27 protein-coding genes and 1 tRNA gene are annotated in these 25,627 nt (G+C 67.1%); 14 read left to right on the forward strand and 14 right to left on the reverse strand.

All coding sequences use genetic code 11. The features are described 5' to 3' along the window. The first annotated feature begins 298 nt into the window (after nt 1-298). Complete coding sequence (locus QQ25_RS28605) at nt 299-1,156, forward strand: HAD-IB family hydrolase (protein WP_039325815.1); 858 nt, start codon at nt 299-301, stop codon at nt 1,154-1,156. Between the two features lie 427 nt (nt 1,157-1,583). Here QQ25_RS28605 and QQ25_RS28610 read toward each other — a convergent pair whose 3' ends face one another. Beyond that, nucleotides 1,584-2,324: a Fic family protein gene (locus QQ25_RS28610; RefSeq protein ID WP_039325817.1), complete on the reverse strand. Its 741-nt coding sequence runs from the start codon at nt 2,322-2,324 to the stop codon at nt 1,584-1,586. 126 nt (nt 2,325-2,450) lie between these two features. Between QQ25_RS28610 and acs the strand changes: the two genes are divergently transcribed. Further along, on the forward strand, nt 2,451-4,412 hold the full coding sequence (gene acs / locus QQ25_RS28615; protein WP_039382439.1) for an acetate--CoA ligase: 1,962 nt from the start codon (nt 2,451-2,453) through the stop codon (nt 4,410-4,412). Between the two features lie 74 nt (nt 4,413-4,486). Here acs and QQ25_RS28620 read toward each other — a convergent pair whose 3' ends face one another. Then, nucleotides 4,487-5,137, reverse strand: a complete 651-nt coding sequence (locus QQ25_RS28620; protein ID WP_052236127.1) for a S1 family peptidase — start codon at nt 5,135-5,137, stop codon at nt 4,487-4,489. A gap of 159 nt (nt 5,138-5,296) precedes the next feature. Here QQ25_RS28620 and QQ25_RS28625 point away from each other — a divergent pair, with 159 nt between their 5' ends. After that, nucleotides 5,297-5,803 carry a phage holin family protein gene (locus QQ25_RS28625; RefSeq protein WP_039326994.1) on the forward strand — a complete coding sequence of 169 codons (507 nt, stop codon included), beginning with the start codon at nt 5,297-5,299 and terminating at the stop codon, nt 5,801-5,803. Further along, nucleotides 5,803-6,771 carry an alpha/beta fold hydrolase gene (locus tag QQ25_RS28630; protein ID WP_039382442.1) on the forward strand — a complete coding sequence of 323 codons (969 nt, stop codon included), beginning with the start codon at nt 5,803-5,805 and terminating at the stop codon, nt 6,769-6,771. Before QQ25_RS28625 ends, QQ25_RS28630 begins: the two co-directional genes overlap by 1 nt. On the opposite strand, the gene marP is transcribed toward QQ25_RS28630, so the two are convergent. From marP to nth, 4 genes are read right to left on the reverse strand one after another with little or no spacing between them, the layout of a single operon-like run. Further along, a complete protein-coding gene (gene marP / locus QQ25_RS28635) occupies nt 6,772-7,962 on the reverse strand; it encodes an acid resistance serine protease MarP (RefSeq protein WP_039325822.1) in 1,191 nt (396 codons plus the stop codon). An 11-nt stretch (nt 7,963-7,973) separates the two neighbouring features. Beyond that, nucleotides 7,974-8,750, reverse strand: coding sequence for an NUDIX hydrolase (locus tag QQ25_RS28640; RefSeq protein ID WP_039382444.1), 777 nt, complete (start codon nt 8,748-8,750; stop codon nt 7,974-7,976). An 11-nt stretch (nt 8,751-8,761) separates the two neighbouring features. Then, nucleotides 8,762-9,430 carry a TlpA family protein disulfide reductase gene (locus QQ25_RS28645; protein WP_039382446.1) on the reverse strand — a complete coding sequence of 223 codons (669 nt, stop codon included), beginning with the start codon at nt 9,428-9,430 and terminating at the stop codon, nt 8,762-8,764. Nucleotides 9,431-9,449: 19 nt separating this feature from the next. Then, nucleotides 9,450-10,253, reverse strand: a complete 804-nt coding sequence (nth, locus tag QQ25_RS28650) for an endonuclease III (RefSeq protein WP_276014693.1) — start codon at nt 10,251-10,253, stop codon at nt 9,450-9,452. A 381-nt stretch (nt 10,254-10,634) separates the two neighbouring features. On the opposite strand from nth, the gene crp reads away from it, so the two are divergent. Continuing rightward, a complete protein-coding gene (crp, locus tag QQ25_RS28660; protein WP_003883807.1) occupies nt 10,635-11,309 on the forward strand; it encodes a cAMP-activated global transcriptional regulator CRP in 675 nt (224 codons plus the stop codon). Between the two features lie 78 nt (nt 11,310-11,387). On the opposite strand, the gene QQ25_RS28665 is transcribed toward crp, so the two are convergent. Genes QQ25_RS28665 through QQ25_RS30715 form a run of 3 tightly spaced genes read right to left on the reverse strand, consistent with a single transcriptional unit; the run spans nt 11,388 to nt 12,786 of the window. Continuing rightward, nucleotides 11,388-12,176 (reverse strand): MBL fold metallo-hydrolase, encoded by a 789-nt coding sequence (locus QQ25_RS28665; protein ID WP_039382448.1) that lies wholly within the window; start codon nt 12,174-12,176, stop codon nt 11,388-11,390. Beyond that, a complete protein-coding gene (locus QQ25_RS28670) occupies nt 12,173-12,628 on the reverse strand; it encodes a RidA family protein (RefSeq protein WP_039382450.1) in 456 nt (151 codons plus the stop codon). Before QQ25_RS28670 ends, QQ25_RS28665 begins: the two co-directional genes overlap by 4 nt. Next, nucleotides 12,625-12,786 (reverse strand): Sp36 family protein, encoded by a 162-nt coding sequence (locus QQ25_RS30715; RefSeq protein WP_088305483.1) that lies wholly within the window; start codon nt 12,784-12,786, stop codon nt 12,625-12,627. The genes QQ25_RS28670 and QQ25_RS30715 overlap by 4 nt, the downstream gene beginning before the upstream one ends. 44 nt (nt 12,787-12,830) lie before the next feature. Between QQ25_RS30715 and QQ25_RS28675 the strand changes: the two genes are divergently transcribed. Together QQ25_RS28675 and QQ25_RS28680 are read left to right on the forward strand one after the other, a co-directional pair. Further along, the gene (locus QQ25_RS28675) at nt 12,831-13,862 is read left to right on the forward strand and encodes an ATPase BagA (protein WP_198530901.1); all 1,032 of its coding nucleotides are present in this window, start codon (nt 12,831-12,833) and stop codon (nt 13,860-13,862) included. Continuing rightward, nucleotides 13,862-14,995, forward strand: a complete 1,134-nt coding sequence (locus QQ25_RS28680) for an ATPase BagB (protein WP_039325842.1) — start codon at nt 13,862-13,864, stop codon at nt 14,993-14,995. The genes QQ25_RS28675 and QQ25_RS28680 overlap by 1 nt, the downstream gene beginning before the upstream one ends. On the opposite strand, the gene QQ25_RS28685 is transcribed toward QQ25_RS28680, so the two are convergent. Next, on the reverse strand, nt 14,962-15,243 hold the full coding sequence (locus QQ25_RS28685; protein ID WP_039382452.1) for a serine hydrolase: 282 nt from the start codon (nt 15,241-15,243) through the stop codon (nt 14,962-14,964). The two genes, QQ25_RS28680 and QQ25_RS28685, sit on opposite strands and share 34 nt — an antisense overlap. A gap of 204 nt (nt 15,244-15,447) precedes the next feature. Further along, nucleotides 15,448-15,807: a WhiB family transcriptional regulator gene (locus QQ25_RS28690; RefSeq protein ID WP_039326996.1), complete on the reverse strand. Its 360-nt coding sequence runs from the start codon at nt 15,805-15,807 to the stop codon at nt 15,448-15,450. A 296-nt stretch (nt 15,808-16,103) separates the two neighbouring features. On the opposite strand from QQ25_RS28690, the gene ponA2 reads away from it, so the two are divergent. The 4 genes from ponA2 (at nt 16,104) to QQ25_RS28710 (ending at nt 21,025) form a co-directional block, all read left to right on the forward strand. Beyond that, on the forward strand, nt 16,104-18,551 hold the full coding sequence (ponA2, locus tag QQ25_RS28695; RefSeq protein ID WP_039325845.1) for a transglycosylase/D,D-transpeptidase PonA2: 2,448 nt from the start codon (nt 16,104-16,106) through the stop codon (nt 18,549-18,551). 27 nt (nt 18,552-18,578) lie between these two features. After that, nucleotides 18,579-19,523: a metallophosphoesterase gene (locus QQ25_RS28700; RefSeq protein ID WP_039325847.1), complete on the forward strand. Its 945-nt coding sequence runs from the start codon at nt 18,579-18,581 to the stop codon at nt 19,521-19,523. Further along, nucleotides 19,520-20,626, forward strand: a complete 1,107-nt coding sequence (gene cds1 / locus QQ25_RS28705) for an L-cysteine desulfhydrase Cds1 (protein ID WP_039325849.1) — start codon at nt 19,520-19,522, stop codon at nt 20,624-20,626. The genes QQ25_RS28700 and cds1 overlap by 4 nt, the downstream gene beginning before the upstream one ends. Nucleotides 20,627-20,951: 325 nt before the next feature. Then, nucleotides 20,952-21,025: transfer RNA gene (locus QQ25_RS28710), tRNA-Pro, on the forward strand. Nucleotides 21,026-21,093: 68 nt separating this feature from the next. Here the strand turns inward: QQ25_RS28710 and QQ25_RS28715 are convergent. Next, complete coding sequence (locus QQ25_RS28715) at nt 21,094-22,245, reverse strand: serine/threonine-protein kinase (RefSeq protein WP_039382454.1); 1,152 nt, start codon at nt 22,243-22,245, stop codon at nt 21,094-21,096. Nucleotides 22,246-22,322: 77 nt separating this feature from the next. Between QQ25_RS28715 and QQ25_RS28720 the strand changes: the two genes are divergently transcribed. From QQ25_RS28720 to QQ25_RS28730, 3 genes are read left to right on the forward strand one after another with little or no spacing between them, the layout of a single operon-like run. Then, nucleotides 22,323-22,820 carry an SRPBCC family protein gene (locus QQ25_RS28720; RefSeq protein WP_039325852.1) on the forward strand — a complete coding sequence of 166 codons (498 nt, stop codon included), beginning with the start codon at nt 22,323-22,325 and terminating at the stop codon, nt 22,818-22,820. Between the two features lie 36 nt (nt 22,821-22,856). Further along, a complete protein-coding gene (locus QQ25_RS28725; protein ID WP_039382455.1) occupies nt 22,857-23,645 on the forward strand; it encodes an acyl-CoA thioesterase in 789 nt (262 codons plus the stop codon). A 42-nt stretch (nt 23,646-23,687) separates the two neighbouring features. Next, nucleotides 23,688-24,350 (forward strand): hypothetical protein, encoded by a 663-nt coding sequence (locus tag QQ25_RS28730; protein WP_039325856.1) that lies wholly within the window; start codon nt 23,688-23,690, stop codon nt 24,348-24,350. Between the two features lie 15 nt (nt 24,351-24,365). Here QQ25_RS28730 and QQ25_RS31155 read toward each other — a convergent pair whose 3' ends face one another. Next, on the reverse strand, nt 24,366-24,539 hold the full coding sequence (locus QQ25_RS31155) for a hypothetical protein (protein WP_165612151.1): 174 nt from the start codon (nt 24,537-24,539) through the stop codon (nt 24,366-24,368). A gap of 91 nt (nt 24,540-24,630) precedes the next feature. Then, nucleotides 24,631-25,524, reverse strand: coding sequence for a manganese catalase family protein (locus QQ25_RS28735; protein WP_039325858.1), 894 nt, complete (start codon nt 25,522-25,524; stop codon nt 24,631-24,633). Nucleotides 25,525-25,627 lie beyond the last annotated feature (103 nt).

Below are 25,627 nucleotides of genomic sequence, written 5' to 3' on the forward strand. Positions count from 1 at the left end.
GGTTCCGCTACCAATGGGCTCAGCGGCGGAAGATTCCTACCCCAGAAAAAGGACGACCCCCGCCAGGGGGGGAGGAGGCGGAGGTCGTCGTGTATCAGCCCCGGGGGGTCGGGCTGATACACCCTCGGCATAAGCCGAGTAATGCTCACTATACACACGGAACTGCCAAAACACGCAAGAGACACCGCTGTGGGCTACCAAACAAGATCCGGGCATCGCGTCCGGAAGAATATGTCTTGAACTGCCATTTTACGTCGCCGGTCGAATAACGCGGCGCACGTGCCTCTATGCTGGCGCTGTGACCGCATCCGATCGGGCTGCCGGGGAATCGATCGCACAGCAATCCGGGCCGCACGACCTTCGGCCAGTGCGCACCGCGGCCTTCTTCGACCTCGACAAGACCGTCATCGCCAAGTCGAGCACGCTTGCTTTCAGCAAACCGTTCTTCGATCAGGGCCTACTCAATCGGCGAACGGTCCTCAAGTCGACATATGCCCAATTTCTGTTCCTGATGTCGGGCGCCGACCACGACCAGATGGACCGCATGCGCAGCTACATCACCAACATGTGCACGGGCTGGGATGTCGAACAGGTCAAATCGATCGTCGGCGAGACCCTGCACGACATCGTCGACCCGCTGGTGTTCGCGGAGGCGGCCGAGCTGATCGCCGACCACAAGCTGTGCGGCCGCGATGTCGTGGTGGTGTCGGCGTCGGGCGAGGAGATCGTCGCGCCGATCGCCCGGGCGCTGGGCGCCACCCACGCCATGGCCACCCGGATGGTCGTCGAAGAGGGGCGCTACACCGGGGAGATCGCGTTCTACTGCTACGGCGAGGGCAAGGTCGAGGCGATCCGCGCGCTGGCCGCGCGCGAGGGCTACGCCCTGGACCACTGCTACGCCTATTCGGATTCGGTCACCGACATCCCGATGCTCGAGTCCGTCGGGCATCCCACCGCGGTCAATCCGGACCGGGGGCTCCGCAAGGAGGCCGCTTCGCGCGGCTGGCCGGTGCTGACCTTCACCAGGCCGGTGTCCTTGCGTGACCGCATCCCGGCGCCGTCCGGGGCCGCGGTGGCGACCACTGCGGCTGTTGGGATCAGCGCCCTGGCGGCCGGCGCACTGACGTATTCGATGTTGCGACGTTTCACGTCATGACTTACCGCATGCGGTAGCTGAAACCCCGGCGTAACGATCAGAAGTCGGGTGCATTTCACCCTTGCTGTGACCGTGGTCACGTAGTACAAAGGAACCACGGAAGCTTGGATGAGGCCAAGGTCTAGCCGGAAGAGAAGGCTAAATCTCCCGAACCGAGCTCCCCAGCACGGGTCCCGGCACCCACGCGGAGCACATGCCGCGGAATAGGCAAAAGTGTTGCGGGCCTGCGTGATTGCGAGGAGCGGACGGCCACGACGGCCCTTTGGGTAGGGTTGCAGCCGAAGCGCATCGCAAGGACGCCGAGGCCACCCACGCAACCCATCTGGCACGCTTGGTAACCGGAATCCGTGCTAGCGGGCGGCGAGCCGAAACACCGTTTCGGACCGTCGCCCGCTTTCGTTTGCTGAGAGCACCTAGGAGTGGAGCGTCAGCCCGCCGCTGACTGGGCGATCTGCAGCGCCTCCCGCGCGCCGCCCTTCAGCGCCTCACTACTGAGCAGCAGCCATGCGGTCAGCCCGTCGGGCGTACCCGAGGCGAATCCCCGTGCGGCAGCCCGGTACTCCCCCGACTTGCGCATCCAATGCACTTCGGGAACCCCGAGTCCGTGCGGGTCCAACCCACTGGCGATCGTCACCAGTCGCGAGACTGCGCGGGCCACCACACCGTCGGCGGTACCGAACGGAGCCAGGCTGAGTAGTTCGCCGTGGGCGACGGCGGCCAGCACGGGGCCGGGCACCTTGGAGCCGCCGACCACGATCCCGGTCAGCAGCTCGAGACGACGTCCGACGTCGGGGTCCGCGCGTGGCCGGCCCAGGTGTTCGTCGTCGGTGAGGTCCGCGGCCGCCAACGCGTGCAGGCGGGCGAGTGCCTGCATCGGAGCTCGCTGCCACACACCGACCAGTGCGGTGGCGCCGCCCTCGAGAGCCTCCGCGACCCGGATGGCGCCGGCGGTCACCGGATCGGGTTCACCGTCGGCGGAGAGCTGGATGGCACCACCGTCGAGCACCGCCGAGGCCCGCGCCGCCCGCAGAGCCGCCTCAGCCGCGGTCTGCGGCCAACCGCGCAGATTGAATTTGTGGCGATGCGCCCGGCCCAGGGCCTCACGCGCCTCGTCGCTGGCCGCGGAAACACCGGGCAGGTCGACCAGCGGTGCGAGTGGATCGGTCATACGCGAAACGCTAGCCGACCGCTGAACGCCATCTCGTCGACCGTTGGGCGCAGAACGGCCACCGCCCGGCAACCGCCTTGTGAGGTCCCAACGTCACTGCAACGTTCGGTGACTAGGCTCACACTCATGTCAAACGCGCCAGCGACGTCTACTGATGTTCCGTCAGCCTATCCGCCGCCTGCCGATTTCGCGGCCAACGCCAACGCGACAGGCGAGTTGTACGCCGAGGCCGAGAAAGACCGGCTGGCGTTCTGGGCCGCCCAGGCCGAGCGGCTGACATGGCAGACCCCGTTCAGCGAGGTACTCGACTGGTCGGAGGCACCGTTCGCGAAGTGGTTCGTCGGCGGCAAGCTCAATGTCGCCTACAACTGCGTCGACCGTCACGTCGAGGCCGGCAACGGCGACCGGGTCGCGATCCACTGGGAGGGTGAGCCCGTCGGTGACGCCCGCGACATCACCTACGCCGAGCTCAAGGATGAAGTCAGCAAGGCGGCCAATGCGCTGACCGCGCTGGGGTTGACCGCCGGCGACCGCGTCGCCATCTACATGCCGATGGTCCCCGAGGCCATCGTGGCGATGCTGGCCTGCGCGCGCCTGGGCGCCATGCACAGTGTTGTCTTCGCCGGGTTCTCAGCGTCGGCTCTCAAGGCGCGGGTCGAGGACGCGCAGGCCAAGCTCGTCATCACCACCGACGGGCAGTATCGGCGCGGCAAGGCCGCCTCACTCAAAGACGCCGTCGACGAGGCCGTCTCGGATCAGCCGTCGGTCGAGCACGTACTGGTGGTGCGCCGCACCGGCATTGATGTCAACTGGACCGACGGCCGAGATCTGTGGTGGCACGAGACCGTCGACAGCGCGTCGACCGACCACACTCCGGAAGCCTTCGACTCCGAGCATCCACTGTTCCTGCTGTACACCTCGGGGACCACGGGCAAGCCAAAGGGCATCGTGCACACCTCGGGCGGTTACCTGACCCAGGCGGCGTACACGCATTACAACGTCTTCGACCTCAAGCCCGAGACCGACGTGTATTGGTGCACCGCAGATATCGGCTGGGTGACCGGCCACACCTACATCACCTACGGCCCGCTGGCCAACGGCGCGACCCAGGTGGTCTACGAGGGAACCCCCACCTCACCGACCGAGCACCGCCATTTCGAGATCATCGAAAAGTACGGTGTCACGATCTATTACACCGCGCCCACGCTGATCCGCACCTTCATGAAACTGGGCCGCCAGATCCCGTCGGCGCACAACCTGTCGAGCCTGCGGCTGCTGGGTTCTGTGGGCGAGCCGATCAACCCCGAGGCCTGGCGCTGGTACCGGGAAGTCATCGGCGCCAACAAGACTCCCGTTGTGGATACGTGGTGGCAGACCGAAACAGGGGCGATCATGATCTCCCCGCTGCCCGGTGTCACCGAGGCCAAACCCGGCTCGGCGATGACCCCGCTGCCCGGCATCTCGGCCAAGATCGTCGACGACGAGGGCAACGATCTGGTGCCCGGCGCCGACGAAGCCGAACACGTCACCGGCTATCTGGTGCTCGACAAGCCGTGGCCGTCGATGCTGCGCGGCATCTGGGGTGACCCGCAGCGGTTCAAGGACACCTACTGGTCGCGCTTCGCCGAGCAGGGCTGGTACTTCGCCGGTGACGGCGCCCGCTATGACGCGCAGGGCAACATCTGGGTGCTCGGACGCATCGATGACGTCATGAACATCTCCGGGCACCGCATCTCGACCGCTGAGGTGGAGTCGGCCCTGGTCGGCCATTCCGGGGTGGCCGAGGCCGCCGTCGTCGGCGCCAGCGACGACACCACCGGGCAGGCGATCTGCGCGTTCGTCATCCTCAAGGCCTCCGCGCACGGCGGGGCCGACACCATGATCGAGGAACTGCGCGCCCAGGTGGCCACCGAGATCTCCCCGATCGCCAAGCCCCGCGAGATCCATGTGGTGCCCGAGCTGCCCAAGACCCGCAGCGGCAAGATCATGCGCCGTCTGTTGCGCGATGTGGCCGAGGGCCGCGAGCTCGGCGACACCTCGACCCTGGTCGACCCCAGCGTCTTCGAGGCCATCCGCGCCAGCAAGTAGTTCCGCCGAGCAGACGCGGACTCGCACGAAAACCGGCCTGACGGTGTGAGTCTGTGTCTGCTCGCGATGAAGGATCAACCGATCGGGACGAAACCCGTTCCCGGTCGGTTCTTGGCGGTGATGTCAGCCAACTGCGTGTTGAACGACATCGTCACCGCCGGCGTATGTAGGGGCACGAACTGCACCACGCAGGTCGGCAGGTCGTCGGAGTAGGCGCCGTGGATCATGCCGACGAGCCGGTTGTTGACGGTGACCGGCGCGCCCGAGTCGCCGGGCTGTCCGCACACCTGGTTGACGATGGTGCCCGGATCCTTGCCCGGCCCCCATGTGACGCCACACGAATAGCCCGTGGTGCGACCGAGCTTGCAGGCCACGTCACCGAACGCCGGATCGGGACCCAGGCCGTCGATCTGGAAGCCGTTCACGTTTTTGGTCGGAGTCACCTTCGCCGGATCGAACTGGATGACGGCATAGTCGAGCAGGTCGTTGCCGGCCACCATCGTGCCCACCACGCCTGCGCCGTTGGCGCCCTCCGCCGACACCACAGCGCCTGGACCACCGCAGTGGGCCGAGGTGAAACCGATGAGGCGGCCGGCGTTGTCGTGTCCGATGGTGGTGAGCGTGCAGAACGACTCGCCGTTCACCACGATGCCCGAGCCGCCGCCCAACACCACCGGTGGATCAGCGTGGGCAATCGCCGGCGTGAAGATGGCAACGAGGGCCATGATCGGCGCACCAATCAGCGATTGCCAGCGGTGCCTGCTCGTCAAATGTCCTCCGATCGACGCGCCCGACCCGCGCAACTCAAGATTGCGCTCAGTCTACTAAGACTGTGATGTCGGCCGGGATCGTTAACGGCTTCGCCGCATGGCAACATGAACGCCATGAGCACAGGCGACCGCAGGGACGGCGTTCCGACGACGGTGACCTCGATTCCGCTCGTGGACCCGCATGCCCCCAAGCCCGACCCGTCGATCGGTGACCTGGTCAAGGATGCGACCGCGCAGGTTTCCACCCTGCTGCGCGCCGAGGTGGAACTGGCCAAGGCCGAGATCACCCGGGATGTGAAGAAGGGCCTGACCGGCAGCGTGTTCTTCATCGCCGCGCTGGTGGTCCTGTTCTACTCGACCTTCTTTTTCTTCTTCTTCCTGGCCGAGCTGCTCGACACCTGGATCTGGCGTTGGGTGGCCTTCCTGATCGTGTTCGGCCTCATGGTGCTGACCACCGGGGCGCTGGCGCTGTTCGGCTTCCTGAAGGTGCGACGGATCAAGGGCCCACAGCAGACCATCGAATCGGTCAAGGAGACACGCGAGGCGTTGACGCCCGGCCACGACAAGGTCGCGGTGCCCGCTCTCCAGACCCGGCCGGCCACCGACCCGTCGGGCTGGTAGTGCCCCCACCCGACCCGTCGATCGCCAGGATCGATGGGCCATGGCGGCATCTGCAGGTGCACGCCAACGGGATTCGCTTCCATGTCGTGGAGGGCGAGAGCTCGCAGCCCGACCGTGTGAGAGGGGGCGAGAGCTCGCAGCCCGACCGCCCGCTGGTCATCCTGTTGCACGGGTTCGGCTCGTTCTGGTGGTCGTGGCGTCACCAGCTCACCGGACTGACCGGCGCCCGGGTCGTGGCGGTGGACCTCCGCGGCTACGGCGACAGCGACAAACCACCGCGCGGTTACGACGGCTGGACCCTGGCCGGGGACACCGCCGGGCTGGTACGCGCGCTGGGACACAAGTCCGCCACCCTCGTCGGGCACGCCGACGGCGGCTTGGTGTGCTGGGCGACGGCAGTGCTGCATCCGCGTGCGGTCGACGCGATCGCTCTCGTCAGCTCACCGCATCCGGTGGCGCTGAGGGCCTCCACGTTGACCCGTCGCGATCAGGGCCGCGCCCTGTTGCCGTCGATGCTGCGCTACCAGCTGCCGGTGTGGCCGGAACATCACCTGACCCGGCACGACGGCGCCGAGTTGGAGCGTGTGGTCCGCAGCCGGGCCGGGGCCAAATGGCAGGCCGGCGAAGACTTCTCCCGCACCATGGGTCATCTGCGTCAGGCCATCCAGATTCCGGGTGCAGCGCACTGCGCATTGGAATACCAGCGGTGGGCGGTGCGCAGCCAGCTGCGCGGCGAGGGCCTGAGGTTCATGCGCTCGATGAAGCGCCCGATCGGCGTCCCGGTTCTGCACATGCGCGGTGACGCCGACCCGTACGTCCTCGCCGACCCGGTGCACCGGACCCAGCGTTACGCACCGCACGGCCGCTACGTATCGATCACGGGTGCAGGGCATTTCGGCCACGAAGAACAGCCTGAGGCAGTCAACGAACAGCTGCGCCGGTTCTTGGCGCAGCTGTACGCGAACTGATCAGGAGTTGATGCACGTCCCGGTGGCGACCCGCTGAGTGTTGCCGATCTGGGCCAGCTGGTGCTCGACTTCCTTGGCCGTCAGCACAAACCCGGTGTCTGCGTCGTCGACTGCCGCACCGAACACCACGCCGAGCACCTTGCCGGCCCGGTTGATCATCGGCCCGCCCGAATTGCCTTGCCGCACCGTGCCCCTGACCGTGTAGACCTCGCGGGTGACGGTGGTGGTCCGGTAAATGTCGGGACCGTTGAGTTCGATGATCTCGCGCACGCGGGCCGGGGTGGCCAGGAAGTCACCACCACCGGGGTAACCCATCACGACGGCATCGGTGCCCTTGGGAGCCGGTTGTTCGGCGAACTGAAGCGGAGTGATCGGCAGGTCCGGGACGTCGAGGATCGAGATGTCGGCGTTGGGGTCGTAGGACACCACGCCCGCGTCATAGGTCTTGCCGTCGGCTTCGATGGTCACACTGTCGGCACCGGCCACCACGTGGGCATTCGACATCACCCGGTTGGGTGCGACCACGAATCCGCTGCCCTCCAGCACCTTCTGGCAGCTGGGCGCGACACCGCGGATCTTGACGACGCTGGCCCGGCTGGTCGTCACGATGGGATCGGTGGCCAGCGAGGCGTCCGGGGCGTCGACGTTGACGATCGGGGTACGGCCGAAGGGTTCGAGCACGTCGGGCAGGCCGGAGGTGTCCAGCAGGGCCGACAACCGGTTGGGCACCGAACGCATCCAGGTCGGGGTGTACTTGTCGACCTCGGTGAGGACGCGTGAATTCTTCACGGCCGCAGCCAGATTCGGTTGATCGGATGAGGTCAGCAGGCTGCCCAGCAGCCAGGAGGCGACCAGGACCGCGACCAGCATCAGGCTCACTCCGACCGCGGAGTCCAACACCCGGAAGAACGGGTTGCGGATGGTGCCGCGCACGGCACGGCCGAGCACCACACCGGCGATCTCACCGATCACCACGAGCGCAAGGATCAGGAACAGCGTGGCGAACAGTTTGGTGCGGTCACCGCTGATGTGCGGGATCACGTGCGGGGCCAGCAGCACACCGGCCACCGCACCGAGCACCACACCGATGAAGGACAGCAGGGAGCCGAGCGCGCCGGAACGCCAGCCTGAGATGGCTGCGACGAACCCGATGCCGAGGATTGCGAAATCGAGCCAGACCGAAGGTGTCATCTATATCCACTTCAACATGAGGCTTCACCGTAACCGTTGTCATGCCCGACGAGGGCCATTGCGTCATCGAGTCCGCGGACGTCCTCGGTGTTCCAGGGCTCGGCCCAGCCCGCGACATCGAGGATCGCCGAGATGACCTGGCCGGTGAAACCCCACACCAGCATCTCGTTGAGCAGGAATGCCGGCCCGGCGAATCGGCTGGTGTTGGCCTCTCGGTACACCATGAGCCGGTTCTCCGGGTTGATGAAGGCCCGCAGCGGAACCCGTGCCACGACCGCGGTCTCGGATTCGTCGACGACGGCTACCGGCCCGGGATCGGGCGAATACGCCAGCACCGGGACCACGTGGAATCCCGACGGTGGGATGAACATCTTCTCCAGGGTGGCCAGCGGGTACAACCGGCTGGTGTCGATGCCGGTCTCCTCCCACGCCTCCCGGAAGGCCGTGCCGACCGGGCCCTCGTCGCCGGGATCGGTGGCGCCGCCCGGGAATGCGGCCTGGCCGGCGTGGTGGCGCAGCGTGGAGGCGCGGACCGTCACCAGCAGATCGGCATCCTCGGGCAGATGCGGGGGCGCTCCTTCGCGTGGTCCCGAGAACAGCACCAGCACCGCGGCGTCGCGCAGCGCGCCGGCCTCGGCGGCTTGATTGTTGGCTTCGACGATGCCGGCCAGCACCTCGGGCGGGACCCGGCGGCGGTAGGCGTCCGGCACCCGGTCGAGGTTGTCCACCAGCGGCTTGAGCCAGGCCGGGGCGGCATCCGGGAACAGCCCGTCGCGCGTCGATCTCACTCCGGGTGCTCCTATCGGCTAGAGCGGATCTTCTCGTCGACCGCCGCCGCGATCTCGTCGGCGCTGACGAAGGAGCGGGGCAGGGTCCCGGCCACGCTACCGTCCGGGCGCAGTACCACCGTCGCAGGCATGACGTTGGGCACCTTGAGCGCGGCCGCGATCAGTCGCCGACCATCCTGCAGCGTCGGCAGCCGCACTCCGAGTTCGGCGAGGCGGACCAATGCCGCCGTCTCGTTCTCGTCCTGGTGCACCGTCAGCACCAGCACGTCGTCCCCGACCCGGCGCTGGTATTCGGCCATCGCGGGCAGCTCGTCGGCGCACGGTCCGCACCAGTAGGCCCACAGGTTGAGCACCACGGTCCGGCCTGCGAGTGCCGACGCCACGTCGACGGGCTTCCCGTCACCGGCGCAGTCCAGGGTGATGCCGCCCAGCAACCCAGAATCAGGAGCACCCGCGTCCTCCTTGTCTTCTCTGGGTCCGGGACATGGCGGAAGATCGGCACGGGCCCGGGGTCCGGCCAGGGCCTCGGGGGTGTCGGCGTCACGGTGGTCACGGGAGCTGGACTGCTGCCCGGCGCCGGCCTGCGGCGCCGGCTCGTCGCGCAACTCCATCCAGAACGCGGTACCCAGCGCCACCAGAACCACCAAGACCACCACGGTCCAGCGGGTCGAAACGCTCACGGAGTGCTCATCGCGGCGTTCACAGCCCGGCCAGCGCCAGCAGATGCTCGGTCTCCGGGCCCTTCACCAGCGCTGCAGCGGTCTCCGGATCCGTGGGTCCGAGCCCGAACGACGGACAATCCTTGGCCAGCACACATACCCCGCAGGCGGGCTTGCGGGCGTGGCAGACCCGGCGGCCGTGGAAGATCACCCGGTGGCTGAGCAAGGTCCATTCCTTGCGTTCGATGAGCTCACCGATCGCGAACTCGACCTTGACCGGGTCCTCCTCGGTGGTCCAGCGCCAGCGCCGCACCAGTCGCCCGAAGTGGGTGTCCACGGTGATCCCCGGGATGTCGAACGCGTTGCCCAGGATGACGTTGGCGGTCTTGCGTCCGACGCCGGGCAGGGTCACCAGGTCCTCGATGGTGTCGGGTACCTCTCCGTCGAACCGGGTCACCAGCTCCTGACCGAGCCGGATCAGCGAGTTGGTCTTGTTCCGATAGAACCCGGTCGGCCGGATCAGCTCCTCCATCTCGGTGCGGTCGGCCTGCGCGTAGTCCAGCGCCGTGCGGTATTTGAGGAACAGCGCGGGCGTCGTCAGGTTCACCCGCTTGTCGGTGCTCTGTGCCGACAAGATGGTCGCGACGGTGAGCTCCAGGGGATTGGTGAAGTCGAGCTCGCAGTAGACATGTGGAAACGCCCGGGCCAGTTCACGATTCATCCGTCGAGCCCGACGTACCAGCCCCAGGTGGGTTTCGGCGTCCCACTTCTTGGACCGGCGCGTTTTCCCTGTTGAAGCGGCAGCCGCAGTCACGTCAGTCAGCGTACTGAGGTCGCCGGACATTCTCCTGTGCGGACCGGTGATCATTCGTGACCCCACTGAGACCTACGCCGTGTTAACTACTGCCTTGTGTCGTGGTTGCTGGTAGCGCTCACCCCGGGGTTGCTCATGCTGGCGGCGTTCGGGCTCGAGCGGCTCGAAGCGGGTTTGGCCCGTGAACCGGCCCCGGCGGCCCCCGCCCCGCGGGTCAAGCCGGTGACCATCGACCTCGAGAGCGAGCGTTTGCCGACGCGCTACTACGAACCGCAGGCCATAAATACTGGGTTTCCTGCGTCTCGACCTGTCAATCGTGTGTAGCGTGGGCTAGTCGCGAAACCGCGTACCTCTAGACTGAGCAGGAAGTATCAGTAAGAGGACAACACACTTAATAGCTTAAGGGGCAACGTGGACGAGATCCTGGCCAGGGCCGGAATCTTCCAGGGCGTCGAACCGACCGCCGTATCGGCGCTGACGAAGCAGTTGCAGCCCGTCGACTTCCCGCGCGGGCATACAGTCTTCGCCGAGGGCGAGCCCGGCGACCGCCTGTACATCATCATCTCCGGCAAGGTGAAGATCGGCCGGCGTTCGCCGGACGGTCGTGAGAACCTGCTGACCATCATGGGTCCGTCGGACATGTTCGGCGAGCTGTCGATCTTCGACCCGGGGCCCCGTACCTCGAGCGCCACCACCATCACCGAGGTGCGCGCGGTGTCGATGGACCGTGACGCACTGCGCGCGTGGATCGCCGACCGTCCCGAGATCGCCGAGCAGCTGCTGCGCGTGCTCGCCCGCCGTCTGCGTCGCACCAATAACAACTTGGCCGACCTCATCTTCACCGACGTGCCCGGCCGCGTGGCCAAGCAGCTGCTGCAGCTGGCCCAGCGGTTCGGAACGCAGGAGGGCGGGGCGCTGCGCGTCACGCACGACCTGACCCAGGAAGAGATCGCCCAGCTCGTCGGCGCATCCCGCGAGACCGTCAACAAGGCACTGGCCGACTTCGCCCACCGCGGGTGGATCAGGCTGGAGGGCAAGAGCGTCTTGATCTCCGACAGCGAGCGCCTCGCCAGGCGCGCCCGCTAGCTTCTCTTTTCCGCGAAACGGTATTCCGGCAGCATTTGTTCGAGTAACAAGCTGCTGGAATGCCGTTTCGGCGTTCAGTCAGCTTCGCAGGTAATCCAACTGGGCCTGCACCGACTTCTCCGCGGCATCCCAGAGTTTCTGGTCGACATCGGTGTAGACGTGCTCGACGACCATGCGGGCCGAGGCATCCTCACCGAGTTCCCGTAGTGCTGCCCGAATCTGATCCAGCCGCTCCTCGCGGTGGGTCAGGTACATCGCTGTCACCGCTTGGAGATCGGGAAGGTCGGGTCCGTGTCCGGGGAGTACCGTGCGGGCGCCCAGGCCTTGCAGGCGCCGCAGGGATTCCAGATAGTCACGCAGGCTGCCGTCCTCGGTGTCGATGACGGTGGTGCCGCGCCCAAGCACGGTGTCGGCGGTCAATACCGCGTCCTCGAGCACGAACGACAGTGAATCCACGGTGTGCCCGGGGGTGGCCATCACCTTGATCCGCAGCCCGGCCGCATCGATCACTTCACCGTCGGTCAGCGGGCCACCCAGGCCGCGAAGGAAACCGCTGCCGACGGAACGGACGGTGGCGCCCGTCAACTCGACCAGCTTGTCGATGCCGCCGGTGTGGTCCTCGTGCTTGTGACTGATCAACACCAACGGGACGGTGCCCAATTCGGCGATTCGGGCGATGTGGGCCTCATCGTCGGGGCCGGGATCGACGACGACCATCTCGTCGCTGCCCGGGCCGCGCAGCACCCAGGTGTTGGTGCCCTCCAACGTCATCAGGCCGGGGTTGTCGCACAGGAGTACGGAGGCCGATTGGGTGACAGGCCGCAGCAGCCCGTAAGCCGGGTGCTGCAGATCAGACCCAGCCGTCACGCGACCTCTACGGTGATTTCGACTTCGACCGGCGCATTACGCGGCAGCTCCGACACGCCGACGGCCGACCGTGCGTGCGCGCCCGCCTCGCCGAAGATCTCACCGAAAAGCTCAGAGGCGCCGTTGACGACGCCGGGCTGTCCGTTGAAGCCGGGCGCGGAGGCGACGAAACCGACCACCTTGACGATCTTGACGACGGAGTCGATGCCGACGAGCGCGTGCACTGCGGCCAGCGCGTTGAGGCCGCAGATCCGGGCCAGCTCCTTGCCCTGCTCGGGACTGACCTCGGCGCCCACCTTGCCGGTGGCCTGCAGTTCACCGGCCTGGATAGGCAACTGACCAGCGGTATAGACCAGGTTGCCGGTCCGCACGGCGGGCACGTAGGCGGCCAGCGGGGCCACCACGTCGGGCAGTTCGATGCCGAGCTCGGTCAGCCGGGCGCTGACGCTCATTTGGGCCGCTTCAGGTAGGCGACATGCTGCTCGCCGGTCGGGCCGGGAAGCACCGAGACGAGCTCCCAGCCGTCCTGTCCCCACTGGTCGAGAATCTGTTTGGTGGCATGGGTCAACAACGGGACCGTGGCGTATTCCCATTTGGTCGCTTCGCTCATGGGCCGAGCTTATCGGTCGGACACACAGGCTTGGTTAGCATGCACTGGTGGCAACCACTGAGAGCGGCGCCAAACATGTCGGCTGGCCGTCGCGGCTGACCAAGGCCCGACTGCATTTCGTAACGGGCAAGGGCGGCACCGGCAAGTCCACCGTCGCTGCGGCGCTGGCTTTGGCCCTGGCCGCCGGCGGCCGCAAGGTGCTGCTAGTCGAGGTCGAGGAGCGCCAGGGCATCGCGCAGCTGTTCGACGTGCCACCGCTGCCGTACGAGGAGGTCAAGGTCGCCACGGCCGATGGGGGCGGTCAGGTCAACGCGCTCGCCATCGACATCGAGGCCGCATTCCTGGAATACCTCGACATGTTCTACAACCTCGGCCTGGCCGGCCGGGCGATGCGCCGCATCGGGGCCATCGAGTTCGCCACCACCATCGCGCCCGGTCTGCGTGACGTGCTGCTCACCGGCAAGATCAAAGAGATCGTGACGCGCACGTCCAAGGACGCCAAGGGCAAGCGCGGCGTGTACGACGCCGTGGTGGTGGATTCCCCTCCCACAGGCCGTATTTCGCGGTTCCTGGACGTCACCAAGGCGGTCTCCGACCTGGCCAAGGGTGGGCCGGTGCACTCGCAGGCCGACGGTGTGGTCAAGCTGTTGCACTCCGAGCAGACCGCCATTCATCTGGTGACGCTGTTGGAGGCACTCCCGATCCAGGAGACGCTTGAGGCGATCGAGGAGCTGACCGAGATGGGGCTGCCGATCGGGAGCGTCATCGTCAACCGCAACATCCCGGCGTACCTGCCGACCGAGGATCTGGCCAAGGCCGCCGAGGGCGACATCGACGCCGACGCGGTCCGTGCCGGCCTGAACAAGGCCGGAATCACGTTGGCGGACAATGATTTCGCAGGCCTGCTCACCGAGTCGATCCAGCACGCCACCCGGATCGCGGCTCGCGCGGAGAGCGCCGAACAGCTCGACGCCATCGACGTACCCCGCCTCGAACTGCCCGCGCTGGCCGACGGCGTGGACCTGGGGAGCCTGTATGAACTCGCCGAAGCACTCGAACAGCAGGGGGTCCGATAGTGAGTGCCAAACCGCCCACCCTTGACATGCACGCGATCCTGTCCGACACCGCCAACCGCGTCGTAGTCTGTTGCGGCGCAGGCGGAGTCGGCAAGACCACTACCGCGGCCGCGATGGCGCTGCGGGCGGCTGAATACGGCCGCACCGTCGTGGTGCTCACCATCGACCCGGCCAAGCGACTGGCCCAGGCGTTGGGCATCAAGGATCTGGGCAACACCCCGCAGCGAGTACCGCTGGCGCCCGAGGTGACCGGTGAGCTGCACGCGATGATGCTGGACATGCGCCGCACGTTCGACGAGATGGTGGTGCAGTACTCCGGATCCGACCGCGCCGACGCCATTCTGGAGAACCAGTTCTACCAAACCGTGGCGACGTCGCTCGCGGGCACGCAGGAGTACATGGCGATGGAGAAGCTCGGCCAGCTGCTGGCCGAGGACAAGTGGGATCTGGTGGTGGTGGACACCCCGCCGTCGCGCAATGCGCTGGACTTCCTCGACGCGCCGAAGCGGTTGGGCAGCTTCATGGACAGCCGGCTGTGGCGGATGCTGCTGGCGCCGGGCCGCGGCATCGGGCGGCTGGTCACCGGCGCCGTCGGGCTGGCGATGAAGGCCCTGTCCACCGTACTGGGCTCGCAAATGCTTTCCGATGCAGCAGGTTTCGTGCAGTCACTGGACGCCACGTTCGGCGGGTTCCGGGAGAAGGCCGACCGCACCTACGAATTGCTCAAGCGCCGCGGCACCCAGTTCGTGGTGGTGTCGGCGGCCGAGCCCGATGCGTTGCGCGAGGCCTCGTTCTTCGTCGACCGGCTGTCGAACGAGCACATGCCGCTGGCCGGGCTGATCCTCAACCGCACCCATCCCACGCTGTGCGATCTGCATGCCGAGAAGGCCGAGGAAGCCGCTGACGAGTTGGCGGCCGACGATCCGGATTCGCTGGCCGCGGCCGTGCTGCGCATCCATGCCGACCGGGCACACACCGCCAAGCGCGAGGTCCGTCTGCTGTCCCGGTTCACCGGCGCCAACCCGCATGTGGCGATCGTCGGCGTGCCGTCGCTGCCGTTCGATGTGTCAGATCTCGACGCGCTGCGCGCGATCGCCGATCAGATCACCGGAGAGGCGGCCGACGCCGCCTGACCGGCGTTCTCCAGATAACGACGGATTTCGCTGCCCAGCATTCCCATCGCCTCCAGGCATGGATCGCGGTGGTCCTCACCCCAGGCCCAGTTCGCCAGGACGGCGTAGCCCACCCGGCGTCCGCCGGCAGGGTGCCCGACGCATCCGATGTCGATGCGTGCATCGGAGATGGTCCCGGTCTTGTTCCAGAGTTCGAAGCCGGCGTCGGGCTCGGTGTGGGCCAGCGGGTCCAGGCCGAATGCCCGCACAGGTCATCGATCCGATGGTCCTGCTGCCGCAGCAGATAGAGGATGCCGGAATCCGCCACCCGGTCCGGTCCTCGGCGGTGGTGGCGACGACTTCTCGCAGGTTCACTCACTGCTGCTGATTACCATGTGCCACAACCGAATACACTACGGTCGGCTGCGTTCTGGCGCGCGCGGGCCGGATGAGCCCGCGTAGGTGCACCGAGGCTAGACCGCGCTGCGGTGGTGCTTGCGCTGGGCGGCGAAGAACTCGGCCCAGGAAATAACTTCGGGATGCTGCTTGAGCAGCGCACGACGCTGGCGTTCGGTCATCCCGCCCCAGACACCGAACTCGACGCGGTTGTCCAGTGCATCGGCACCGCATTCGAGGATCACGGGGCAGTGCCTGCAGATCACCGCGGCTTTGCGTTGTGCGGCGCCGCGGACGAACAACTCATCCGGGTCGGCCTGACGGCACCTGGCCTGGGACACCCAGGCGATCCGGGCTTCGCCCTCGCCTCGGTGGACCAAGTTGGCGGCTGGGGCGGAAGCGTTCGTCTTATCTGCGACAGTCCTTGTACCTGACACCAGCGATCCCTTCGTTCCAGCCATCTCCCCAGATGGCGGGCGTTGAACCTTCCGGTGTAGAACGCCATTGCGATCTACGCCACATTGCGCCAGCCTGTGTTACCTGGATCGCACTGTGTGTCCAAGCTAGGTGGTCAGAGGGTATTAACGCAACAGTTTGCGAACCACTTTTTTGGGACGGCCGTGCCGTCTGACCGGTGTTTGGGCACATTGCGGTATTTCTGCAGGCAAGCGCGATGTGTCGGTACGCCCCGCTCGCGGGCAACCGCCCTCAGCGAGATAGCTACTCTGTACCCATGCCGGAGCCGCCGACACGACCGCCCGCGCAGCCACCCCAAGCGGTCACCATCATCAAGCTCGCCTGGTGCTGCCTGCTGGCCAGCGTGCTCGCGGCCGCCTTCATGTTCCCTGTGGTGGGTGGAATCGGGCTGATGTCCAACCGGGCCTCCGACGTGGTGGCCAACGGTTCGGCCGCCCTGGTCGAGGGTGAGGTTCCCCAGGTCTCGACCATGGTCGACGCCAAGGGCAACACGATCGCCTGGCTGTATTCACAGCGCCGGTTCGAGGTGGCCAGCGATCAGATCGCCAACACCATGAAGCTCGCCCTCGTCTCGATCGAGGACAAGCGCTTCGCCGAGCACAACGGCGTGGACTGGCAGGGCACGCTGACCGGCCTGACGGGTTACATGCGGGGAGACTCCGACACCCGCGGTGGCTCGACCATCGAGCAGCAGTATGTGAAGAACTATCAGCTGCTCGTGGTGGCACAGACCGATGCCGAGCGCCGCGCCGCGATCGAAACCACACCGGCACGCAAATTGCGTGAGATCCGCATGGCGCTCACGCTGGACAAGACGTTCACCAAGCCCGAGATCCTGACCCGCTATCTGAACCTGGTCTCGTTCGGCAACGGTGCGTTCGGCGTTCAGGACGCGGCACAGACCTATTTCGGCGTCAACGCCTCCGAGCTCAACTGGCAGCAGGCCGCCCTGCTGGCCGGCATGGTGCAGTCCACCAGCGCGCTCGATCCGTACACCAATCCCGACGGCGCCCTGGCCCGGCGGAACCTGGTGCTGGACACCATGATCGACAACATCCCGCAGGAGGCCGAGGCGCTGCGGGCGGCCAAGCAGGAGCCGCTGGGCATCCTGCCGCAGCCCAACCAGTTGCCGCGCGGCTGCATCGCAGCCGGTGACCGGGCGTTCTTCTGCGACTACGCGCTGGAATACCTGGCCCGCGCGGGCCTGTCCAAGGAGCAGGTGGCCAAGGGTGGATACCTGATCAAGACCACGCTGGATCCCGACGTACAGATCCCGGTGAAATCCGCGGTCGACAGCGTCGCCAGCCCGACCGGTGACGGCGCCAGCGTCATGAGCGTCATCAAACCCGGCAAGGAATCCCATCCGGTCCTGGCGATGGCCAGCAATCGCACCTATGGCCTCAACACCGACGCGGGCGAGACGATGCAACCGCAGCCGTTCTCCCTCGTCGGTGACGGCGCCGGGTCGATCTTCAAGCTCTTCACCACCGCCGCGGCCATGGACATGGGGATGGGCATCAACACCCAGCTTCAGGTGCCCCGCTTCTTCCAGGCCAAGGGGCTGGGCAGCAGCGACACCCCTGGATGCCCGGCCGCCACCTGGTGTGTGAGCAACGTCGGCGGCACCAGCGGCAGCATGGACGTCACCAAGGCGCTGGCCACCTCGCCGAACACCGCCTTCGCCAAGCTCATCTCGCAGATCGGCGTGCAGCGCGCGGTCGACATGGCGGTGCGTCTGGGCCTGCGCTCCTACGCGATGCCCGGCACCGCCCGCGACTACGACCCCGAGAGCAACGAGAGCCTGGCCGACTTCGTCAAACGCCAGAACATCGGCTCCTTCACACTGGGTCCCATCGAGGTCAACGCACTCGAGCTCTCGAATGTCGCGGCGACCCTGGCCTCCGGCGGCACGTGGTGCCCGCCCAACCCGATCGCCCAGGTGATCGACCGCCGCGGCCAGGAGGTGTCGGTGACCACCGAGACCTGCGAGCAGGCGGTCCCCGAGGGCCTGGCCAACACCCTGGCCAACGCGATGAGCAAGGACGATCAAGCCGGCGGTACCGCCTCCGGCGCGGCCGGGTCGGTCGGCTGGGATCTGCCGATGTCGGGCAAGACCGGCACCACCGAGGCACACCGCTCGTCCGGGTTCCTGGGCTTCACCAATCAGTACGCCGCCGCGAACTACATCTACGACGACTCCACCAGCCCCGGCGAGCTGTGCTCGTTCCCGCTGCGCAAGTGCGGCGACGGGGACCTGTACGGCGGTAACGAGCCGGCCCGCACCTGGTTCACCGCGCTGAAGCCGATCGCCAACAACTTCGGTCCGGTGGTCATGCCACCGACCGATCCGCGTTACGTCGACGGCGGCCCCGGCTCGGTGGTGCCCACCGTGAACGGACTGGACGAGACGGCCGCGCGCCAGCGGCTCAAGGAGTCCGGATTCCAGGTGGCCGACGGCGCCGCCTCGGTCAACAGCAGCGCGCGGTACGGCACCGTTGTCGGCACCTCGCCGGCCGGGCAGACGATTCCTGGCTCGATCATCACGATCCAGGTCAGCAACGGGATCCCGCCGGCTCCGCCGCCGCCCCCAGTGGCGTTCCCGTTCCCGGGCGGGCCGCCGCCCGAGATCGGCCAGACAGTCGTCGAGATCCCGGGCCTGCCGCCCATCACCGTCCCGGTGCTCGGGCCTCCACCACCCCCGTGAGCATTGGTTCGCAGTAGGCTGGCGTGCATGTCAGTGAAGAAGGCAGCTGCCGTCACCGCCGGTTCGTTGGTAGCCGGGATCGGCTACGCGTCCCTGATCGAGCGCAACGCGTTCGTGCTGCGGGAAGCGACCATGCCGGTACTGGCCCCGGGCTCCTCGCCCCTTCGGGTGCTGCACCTGTCGGATCTACACATGCGCCCCAACCAGCGTCGCAAGCAGGCGTGGTTGCGGGATCTGGCGCGCCTCGAACCCGATTTGGTGGTCAACACCGGCGACAATCTGGCGCATCCGAAGGCCGTGCCCGCGGTGGTGCAGTCGCTGAGTGAACTGCTTTCGGCGCCTGGGCTGTTCGTGTTCGGCAGCAACGACTACTTCGCGCCGCGGCTGAAGAACCCGCTGAACTATCTGACCAACCCGGAGCATCGCTCGCACGGAGAGCCGCTGCCGTGGCAGGACCTGCGCGCGGCCTTCACCGAGCGCGGCTGGCTCGACATGACCCACATCCGTCGCGACGTCGAGGTGGCCGGGCTGCACATCGCGGTGGCCGGCGTCGACGATCCGCACCTCAAGCGCGACCGGTACGACACCATCGCCGGCCGGGCCAACGGCGCGGCCAACCTGACGCTGGGCCTTACGCACTCCCCCGAGCCTCGGGTGCTCGATCGTTTTGCCGCCGACGGCTACCAGCTGGTGCTGGCCGGGCACACCCACGGCGGGCAACTGTGCCTGCCGTTCTACGGGGCGCTGGTGACCAACTGCGAGCTCGACCGCTCGCGAGCCAAGGGCGCGTCCAAATGGGGCTCGCACATGCAGTTGCATGTGTCGGCGGGCATCGGCACGTCGCCGTTCGCGCCGATGCGGTTCTGCTGCCGCCCCGAGGCCACTCTGCTGACGCTCGTCGCGGCACCGACCGGCGGTGGGCATGTCGGGACCAGGGCCGGGCAATCCAGCCCGGCCGTCTCGGCCCGGTGAGCCAACCAGCCAGTACCGCGTCGCGTCCCCGGCCACGTCGGTGGGTCGACAACGCGGTGCGGCTGATCGAGGCGGATTCTCGCCGCAGCGCCGACACTCATCTGTTGCGCTACCCGCTGCCGGCGGCCTGGTCTCAGGACGTCGACGTGCAGCTGTATCTCAAGGACGAGTCCACCCACATCACCGGCAGCCTCAAACACCGGCTGGCCCGGTCGCTGTTCCTGTACGGGCTGTGCAACGGCTGGATCGGTGAGGGCACCACGATCATCGAGGCGTCCTCGGGGTCGACGGCGGTGTCCGAGGCGTACTTCGCGGCGCTGCTGGGCCTGCCGTTCATCGCGGTGGTGCCCGCCTCGACCAGTGGCTCGAAGATCGCGCTGATCGAAGCCCAAGGCGGCCGTTGCCATTTCGTGGCCGAGTCATCACAGGTGTACGCCGAGGCGCACCGGTTGGCCGAGGAGACCGGCGGGCACTATCTGGACCAGTTCACCAATGCCGAGCGGGCCACCGACTGGCGGGGCAACAACAACATCGCCGAGTCGATCTACGAGCAGATGCGGCTGGAACCCCATGCGGTCCCGGAGTGGATCGTGGTCGGAGCGGGCACCGGCGGCACGAGCGCGACGATCGGCCGCTACATCCGCTACCGCAGGCACGCCACGCAGCTATGTGTGGTCGACCCGGAGAATTCGGCGTTCTTCCCCGGCTATGCGCAGGGCCGCGACGACGTCGTCACGGGAGCGTCCTCACGTATCGAGGGCATCGGCAGGCCGCGGGTGGAGCCGTCGTTTCTGCCCGGCGTGGTCGATCGCATGATGGCTGTCCCCGACTGTGGGTCGGTGGCCGCGGCGCATCACGCCAGCCGGGTCCTCGGTCGCCGGGTGGGCCCGTCGACGGGAACCAATCTGTGGGGCGCGTTCGGCCTGCTGTCCGAGATGGTCGCGCACGGCCGCAGCGGATCGGTGGTGACCCTGCTGGCCGATAGCGGTGACCGCTACGCGGACACCTACTTCGATGCGGACTGGCTCAAGGCCCAGGGGTTGGACACCTCGGAGTCCGCGGCGGTGCTCTCGGAATTCGAGCGCTCGGGCAGCTGGGCCTGATCGGTCTCGGCCGTCACGAACAGCCACAGTGCTGCCAGGGCGAAGAACCCTAGGTAGATGAAGGCGCCGAGGACGGTCATGGGTCGTATAACGCCGCCGACGGGTGGTTCCTTCCCATCCCGCCCATCCCGCACCGCTGGTTCGCCGATTTCTACTCGTGGGTCGCGGTGCGTGGCCAACGATTCGCCGATTTCTACCTCAGGGTCGGCATCCACGCGAAGCACGACCCTGCGGTAGAAATCGGCGCACACACGACGGGCATCTGCGTACAGCTGGGCGTTTGGCTTTCGAGCTACCCGGTGCGATACGCTGTCGGAGCTTCACGCGGGGTGTGGCGCAGCTTGGTAGCGCGCTTCGTTCGGGACGAAGAGGTCGTGGGTTCGAATCCCGCCACCCCGACAGTGCAAGCAAGGCCCAGACCACAATTATCCGGTCTGGGCCTTGCTCTTTATCGGGTCAGAACCGGCTCACTCGTGCTGATGGCCTTTCTTGCCGTGGCCCTTGCCATTCCCATGTCCATTGCCATTGCCATTGCCGTCGCCGCCTTGATCCCATTCGTCTTCGGGCATGGTCGGCAAGAAAGTGGGCACGCTGGTGGCGGCCGGCACGGTCGGCTCCACAGACGTGGTGACCGGCGTGACGGGTGCGCGCTGCGGCGGCGGGTCGGAGACCAACAGGATGGCCGCCAGCGCCACACCGGCCAGCAGCCCCGCGGTCAGCAAGGCCATCTGAACGCGCGAACGCCGCGGCGGCGGCGGCGGTGGTAGCGGCAGCGACGGAGGCAGCAACAAGGTGGCGGGCCGGACCGGTGGCGCAGGCGGGGCCGGGTGAAGCGCGGCCCGCATCTGGGCGGCGTCGGCGAAGCGGTACGCCGCATCCCGCGACATCGCGCGTTCCACGACGTGGATCAGAGCCGGATCGACGTCCGGGCGCATTGCCGCAATCGGTGTCAGCGGGTCCTCGAGCACCGCTCGCATGGTGGCCACCGGGGTCTCGCGCTCGAACGGCAGCTGCCTGGTCAATGCCTCGTAGCCCAGCACACCGAGCGCGTAAAGATCGTCCGACGGCGATGCCGGCTGGCCGGTGATCCGTTGGGGGCTCAGGTAATTCGCGGTGCCGAAGACCATCCCGACGCGCGTGTGGGCGGCCCCGTCCGTCTTGGCGATGCCGAAGTCGGCGAGCTTGGCGGCACCGCTTCTGGTGATCAGGACGTTGCCGGGCTTGATGTCGCGGTGCAGGATGCCCGCGCCGTGCGCAGCGGTCAGCGCACCGAGCAGATCGGTCAGCACCCAGCGCACGCGGTCGGCGGAAAGCGGTCCCGCGGCGATCTCCTCGGCCAGCGTCGGCCCGGGCAGCCGTTCCATCACGATGTACGGCGTCCCGTCGTCTTCACCGCTGTCGTGGACCGCGACGATGTTCGGGTGGTTAAGTGCGGCGGCGGCCCGCGCCTCGTTCTCGAAGCGCCGACGCGTCACCTCGTCGGCGGCCAGCGCCGGATAGAGCAGTTTGACCGCGACCGGACGCGACAGTCTGGTGTCCCAGCCGTCGTGCACCTCGGCCATGCCGCCGCGGCCGAGAACGCCGCGTAGCTGGTAGCGGCCGCCGAGCGCCGCCGTCATAGAGCCCCTCTCCGGTATGCGCGGTATGCGCCTGAATCCAAGTATCCCGCAGGGCCGTCGTGCGGCATGCTGACACCATGCCCCGGTTCACGCTGGAACCCGCCGATGCCGATTTCTTCACGACGGCTCCGCACATTTTCACTTATCGCAAGCGCTTCGCAGCACCACCCGACAAGGTGTGGGAATCGCTGGTGTCCGATGAGTCCCTGGCCGCATGGGGCCCCTCGGTCAAGAAGGTCGACTGGTTGACGCCGAGGCCGTTCGGCGTCGGCACCTCCCGCGAGGTCACGCTGGCTCCCGGGGTCGTCCGGGTACACGAGACGTTCTTCCGCTGGGAGGAGGGCCGCCGCTACTCGTTCACCGTCGATCACGCGAGTATTCCGTCGCTGCGCCGGTTCGCCGAGGACTACCTCGTAGAACCTGCCGGCGACGGGCAGACCCAATTCACCTGGATCGTCGCGATCGAGCCGAAGCCGCTGTTCGCATGGCCGTTCAAAGGTCTGGCGCCGGCGGTCAAGGCGGCGTTCGGCCGGTTGGCCTCCGACGGCGCGCGATACTTCGCCGAGAAGGTGTGAGCGAGGCCCCAACCAAGCAGTTGATAGCCTCGGCCGATGGCCGCGCTGAGCTGGATCGCCCAACTGTTGCAGTTCGACCGCCACGGCGATGACTTCTGCATTCAGGAACCACGCCGAGGGGCGACCGAGCGGCTGTTCGGCGGCCTGATCGCGGCACAGTCACTGGCTGTGGCCGGGGCCACCGTGGATGACGGCAAGCTCCCGCAGTCGCTGCACGCCTACTTCGTCCGAGGCGGCAGCTACAACGCCGACGTCGAGTTCCACGTCGACCGCATCCGCGACGGACGCGCGTTCGCCACCCGGCACGTCACCGCCAGCCAGGACGGCAAGGTGATCCTGGAGATGATGGCCTCGTTCCACGAGCCCGAGCCAGGTCTGGACTGGTCCCCCGAGACCTCACCGTCGCTGGAGTTCGACGTGGCCGTCCCGAAGACCGACGTCATGGATTTCGGCGACAAGTTCGACCTGCGCACCATGCCGAGCGACACCTCGGAGTTCGCGATCTCACCGTTCTGGATCCGCACGCAGGACGAGATCGAGGACGATCCGCTGATCCGGGCGTGCACCCTGGCGTTTCTGTCCGACCTCGGTCCGGTCCCGTCGGCATTACCGCCGACGGTGCCGCTGCGGTCGGACCTCGGCTTCGCCGCCAGCCTGGACCACTCGATCTGGTTCCATCGCCCTTTCCGGCCTCGCGGCTGGCACCGCTACGAGCTGCAGTCGGCGAACCACAACGATTCCCGTGGCCTGGCGCGCGGTTCGCTCTACGACGCTGCGGGTGCGCTGATCGCGAGTGTCAGCCAGGAAGCCCTCTGGCGCATCTAGCCCGGCACGTTTGCAAGGCCGCCATGGCGGGCAGTCGGTGGCATGAAGATCTCCGATGTCGCGTCCTGGCCGATCGAGCTCGGTGCCGCGGTGCGACACCGTCGCCTGTTCCACCCGAGCGGCGTGCTGGCACGCGGCACCCTCGAGCGCACCGCGCCCACCAGCAGAGGGCTGCCGCTCTACTCGTGCGATGTCGTCGGGAGGCTGTCGAAAGGGGTCGGGACACCGGATTCCGTGCCGGATATCGCCGGGCTGGCCTGGCGGATGCCACCGCAACTGTCCGGCACGCCATGGGATGTGCTGTTGGCCTCCACCCTGGCCGGCAATCGATTTGTGTTGTGGCCGGCCAATTCCTGGACCGGGATCACGTTCTCGAGCGTGATGCCGCTGCGATTCGACGGTGCACTGTGGTGGCTGCGGGCACGGCTGACCACCGAGTTCGACGGCGGCGGCCTGTCCCTCGACAGCGTGAACAGTCAGTTGGAGCGTGGCGGAATCCAGTTCGACATCGAACAATCCCCTGCCACTGGCGAATTCGAGCCCTTGGCCCGGTTGTCGCTGCGCCAGAAGCTGCCGCACGGCCGCGACGTCTCATTCGATCCCGCGCTGCACGAGGCCGACGGTGTCCGCCTGGTGCCCAATTGGCTTGCCGACGTCCGCCGCTCGGCGTATCACAGCAGCCGTGTCGGGCGGGACGCTGAATAGCCTCCGGAGTGACGCTCAGTCGGGCGGTTCCTGGCTGGTGCTCTCGGTGGTGTCCACATCCGGAGTGTCCTCCGGCACGTTCTTGGCGCGCGCCCGCCGGGCGGTGTCGTCACCGTTTTTGCCCTTGCCACCCGTGTCACCGCGATCGTCCCGGTGTTGCTCGTCGTAGATCCCCTTACCCGTTGGCATCTAGGTGAGATACCCGTCGCCGTGAGTTTCAACCCGACGGGCGCGCGCCGACGGCCGGTCCCCTACGCGGGCACCGACCGTCGGCTTTCAATCACGCGGTAGCGGAGTGTTGTTCGTGGGTGAACGGCTTTTCGCCGTGCACGGCGGGGACACCGTCGGGATTGTCCTCGGCTCCGCGGTTCTTCCGGGCCTCGCTGCCGAGCCAGTCCTTCTCCGGCTTCTCGACGTACTCCCACTCCATGCCCTCGACCCACGGCCCCTGTCCCTGGTTCCACGGGCCGCGCACATCGCCGTGTCCGTTGGACATGTTGAACGCGACGTTCTGGAAGCGATCGTCGCCGGGCAACTGCCCGGGCGGGAAGTTGACCGGCAGGTCGTTGAGCGCCGCGGTGAACTGCTGGAAGTGGGTGACCTCGCGGGTCATCAGGAATGTCAGCGTGTCCTGTACGCCGGGATCGTCGGTGAACTGCTTGAGATATTCGTAGACGATCTTGGCCCGCGATTCTGCGGCCAGATTGCTCCGCAGGTCCACCGACGGGTCGCCGTTCGAGTTGACGTAGGAGCCACTCCACGGCACTCCCGCACAATTGCTCACATCGGGTCCCCCGCCGGTCAGGGCGAAGTAGAGCGGGTTGGCCGCGACCCCGTGGATGATCTGATCCCGACCGTCCGTGCTGGCCACCGCCGGCATCCAGTCGCAGCGCTCGTTGGCGATCTTCAAGTCGTCATTGAGCCCGTCCAGCAGCATGGTGATCATCGAGCCGACCATCTCCAGATGCGACAGCTCCTCGGTCGCGATGTCCATGAACAGGTCGTACATCTTCGGACTCTTCTCCCGCAGTACGAACGCCTGGGTGAAGTACTGCATGGCGGCCTTCAATTCGCCATTGGCGCCGCCGAACTGCTCCTGCAGCAGCGTGGCGAAGCGCGGGTCGGGTTCGGTGACCCGAACCTCGAATTGCAGATCCTTGTTGTGAACAAACATCCCGGGTACCTCCAGGGCTGATCGACGGCTAGGGATGCGAGCGGATACCCGGCACCTGCCGCCTCAAACTCCCTGGAGGGCCCCAGAGCTGTAGGGCCTTAGA

This window comes from Mycolicibacterium setense, from assembly GCF_000805385.1.
Lineage (GTDB): Bacteria > Actinomycetota > Actinomycetes > Mycobacteriales > Mycobacteriaceae > Mycobacterium > Mycobacterium setense.

Excerpts from the sequence above, each read along its gene's own strand:
- QQ25_RS30715 (WP_088305483.1), bottom strand. The coding sequence starts at position 12,786 with ATGAGCGAAGCGACCAAATGGGAATACGCCACGGTCCCGTTGTTGACC.
- QQ25_RS28610 (WP_039325817.1), bottom strand. The coding sequence starts at position 2,324 with ATGACCGATCCACTCGCACCGCTGGTCGACCTGCCCGGTGTTTCCGCG.
- QQ25_RS28620 (WP_052236127.1), bottom strand. The coding sequence starts at position 5,137 with ATGGCCCTCGTTGCCATCTTCACGCCGGCGATTGCCCACGCTGATCCA.
- QQ25_RS28670 (WP_039382450.1), bottom strand. The coding sequence starts at position 12,628 with ATGAGCGTCAGCGCCCGGCTGACCGAGCTCGGCATCGAACTGCCCGAC.
- ponA2 (WP_039325845.1), top strand. The coding sequence starts at position 16,104 with ATGCCGGAGCCGCCGACACGACCGCCCGCGCAGCCACCCCAAGCGGTC.
- QQ25_RS28725 (WP_039382455.1), top strand. The coding sequence starts at position 22,857 with ATGGCCGCGCTGAGCTGGATCGCCCAACTGTTGCAGTTCGACCGCCAC.
- nth (WP_276014693.1), bottom strand. The coding sequence starts at position 10,253 with ATGTCCGGCGACCTCAGTACGCTGACTGACGTGACTGCGGCTGCCGCT.
- QQ25_RS28730 (WP_039325856.1), top strand. The coding sequence starts at position 23,688 with ATGAAGATCTCCGATGTCGCGTCCTGGCCGATCGAGCTCGGTGCCGCG.
- QQ25_RS31155 (WP_165612151.1), bottom strand. The coding sequence starts at position 24,539 with ATGCCAACGGGTAAGGGGATCTACGACGAGCAACACCGGGACGATCGC.
- QQ25_RS28625 (WP_039326994.1), top strand. The coding sequence starts at position 5,297 with ATGAGCACAGGCGACCGCAGGGACGGCGTTCCGACGACGGTGACCTCG.
- marP (WP_039325822.1), bottom strand. The coding sequence starts at position 7,962 with ATGACACCTTCGGTCTGGCTCGATTTCGCAATCCTCGGCATCGGGTTC.
- acs (WP_039382439.1), top strand. The coding sequence starts at position 2,451 with ATGTCAAACGCGCCAGCGACGTCTACTGATGTTCCGTCAGCCTATCCG.
- QQ25_RS28715 (WP_039382454.1), bottom strand. The coding sequence starts at position 22,245 with ATGACGGCGGCGCTCGGCGGCCGCTACCAGCTACGCGGCGTTCTCGGC.
- QQ25_RS28720 (WP_039325852.1), top strand. The coding sequence starts at position 22,323 with ATGCCCCGGTTCACGCTGGAACCCGCCGATGCCGATTTCTTCACGACG.
- QQ25_RS28700 (WP_039325847.1), top strand. The coding sequence starts at position 18,579 with ATGTCAGTGAAGAAGGCAGCTGCCGTCACCGCCGGTTCGTTGGTAGCC.
- QQ25_RS28735 (WP_039325858.1), bottom strand. The coding sequence starts at position 25,524 with ATGTTTGTTCACAACAAGGATCTGCAATTCGAGGTTCGGGTCACCGAA.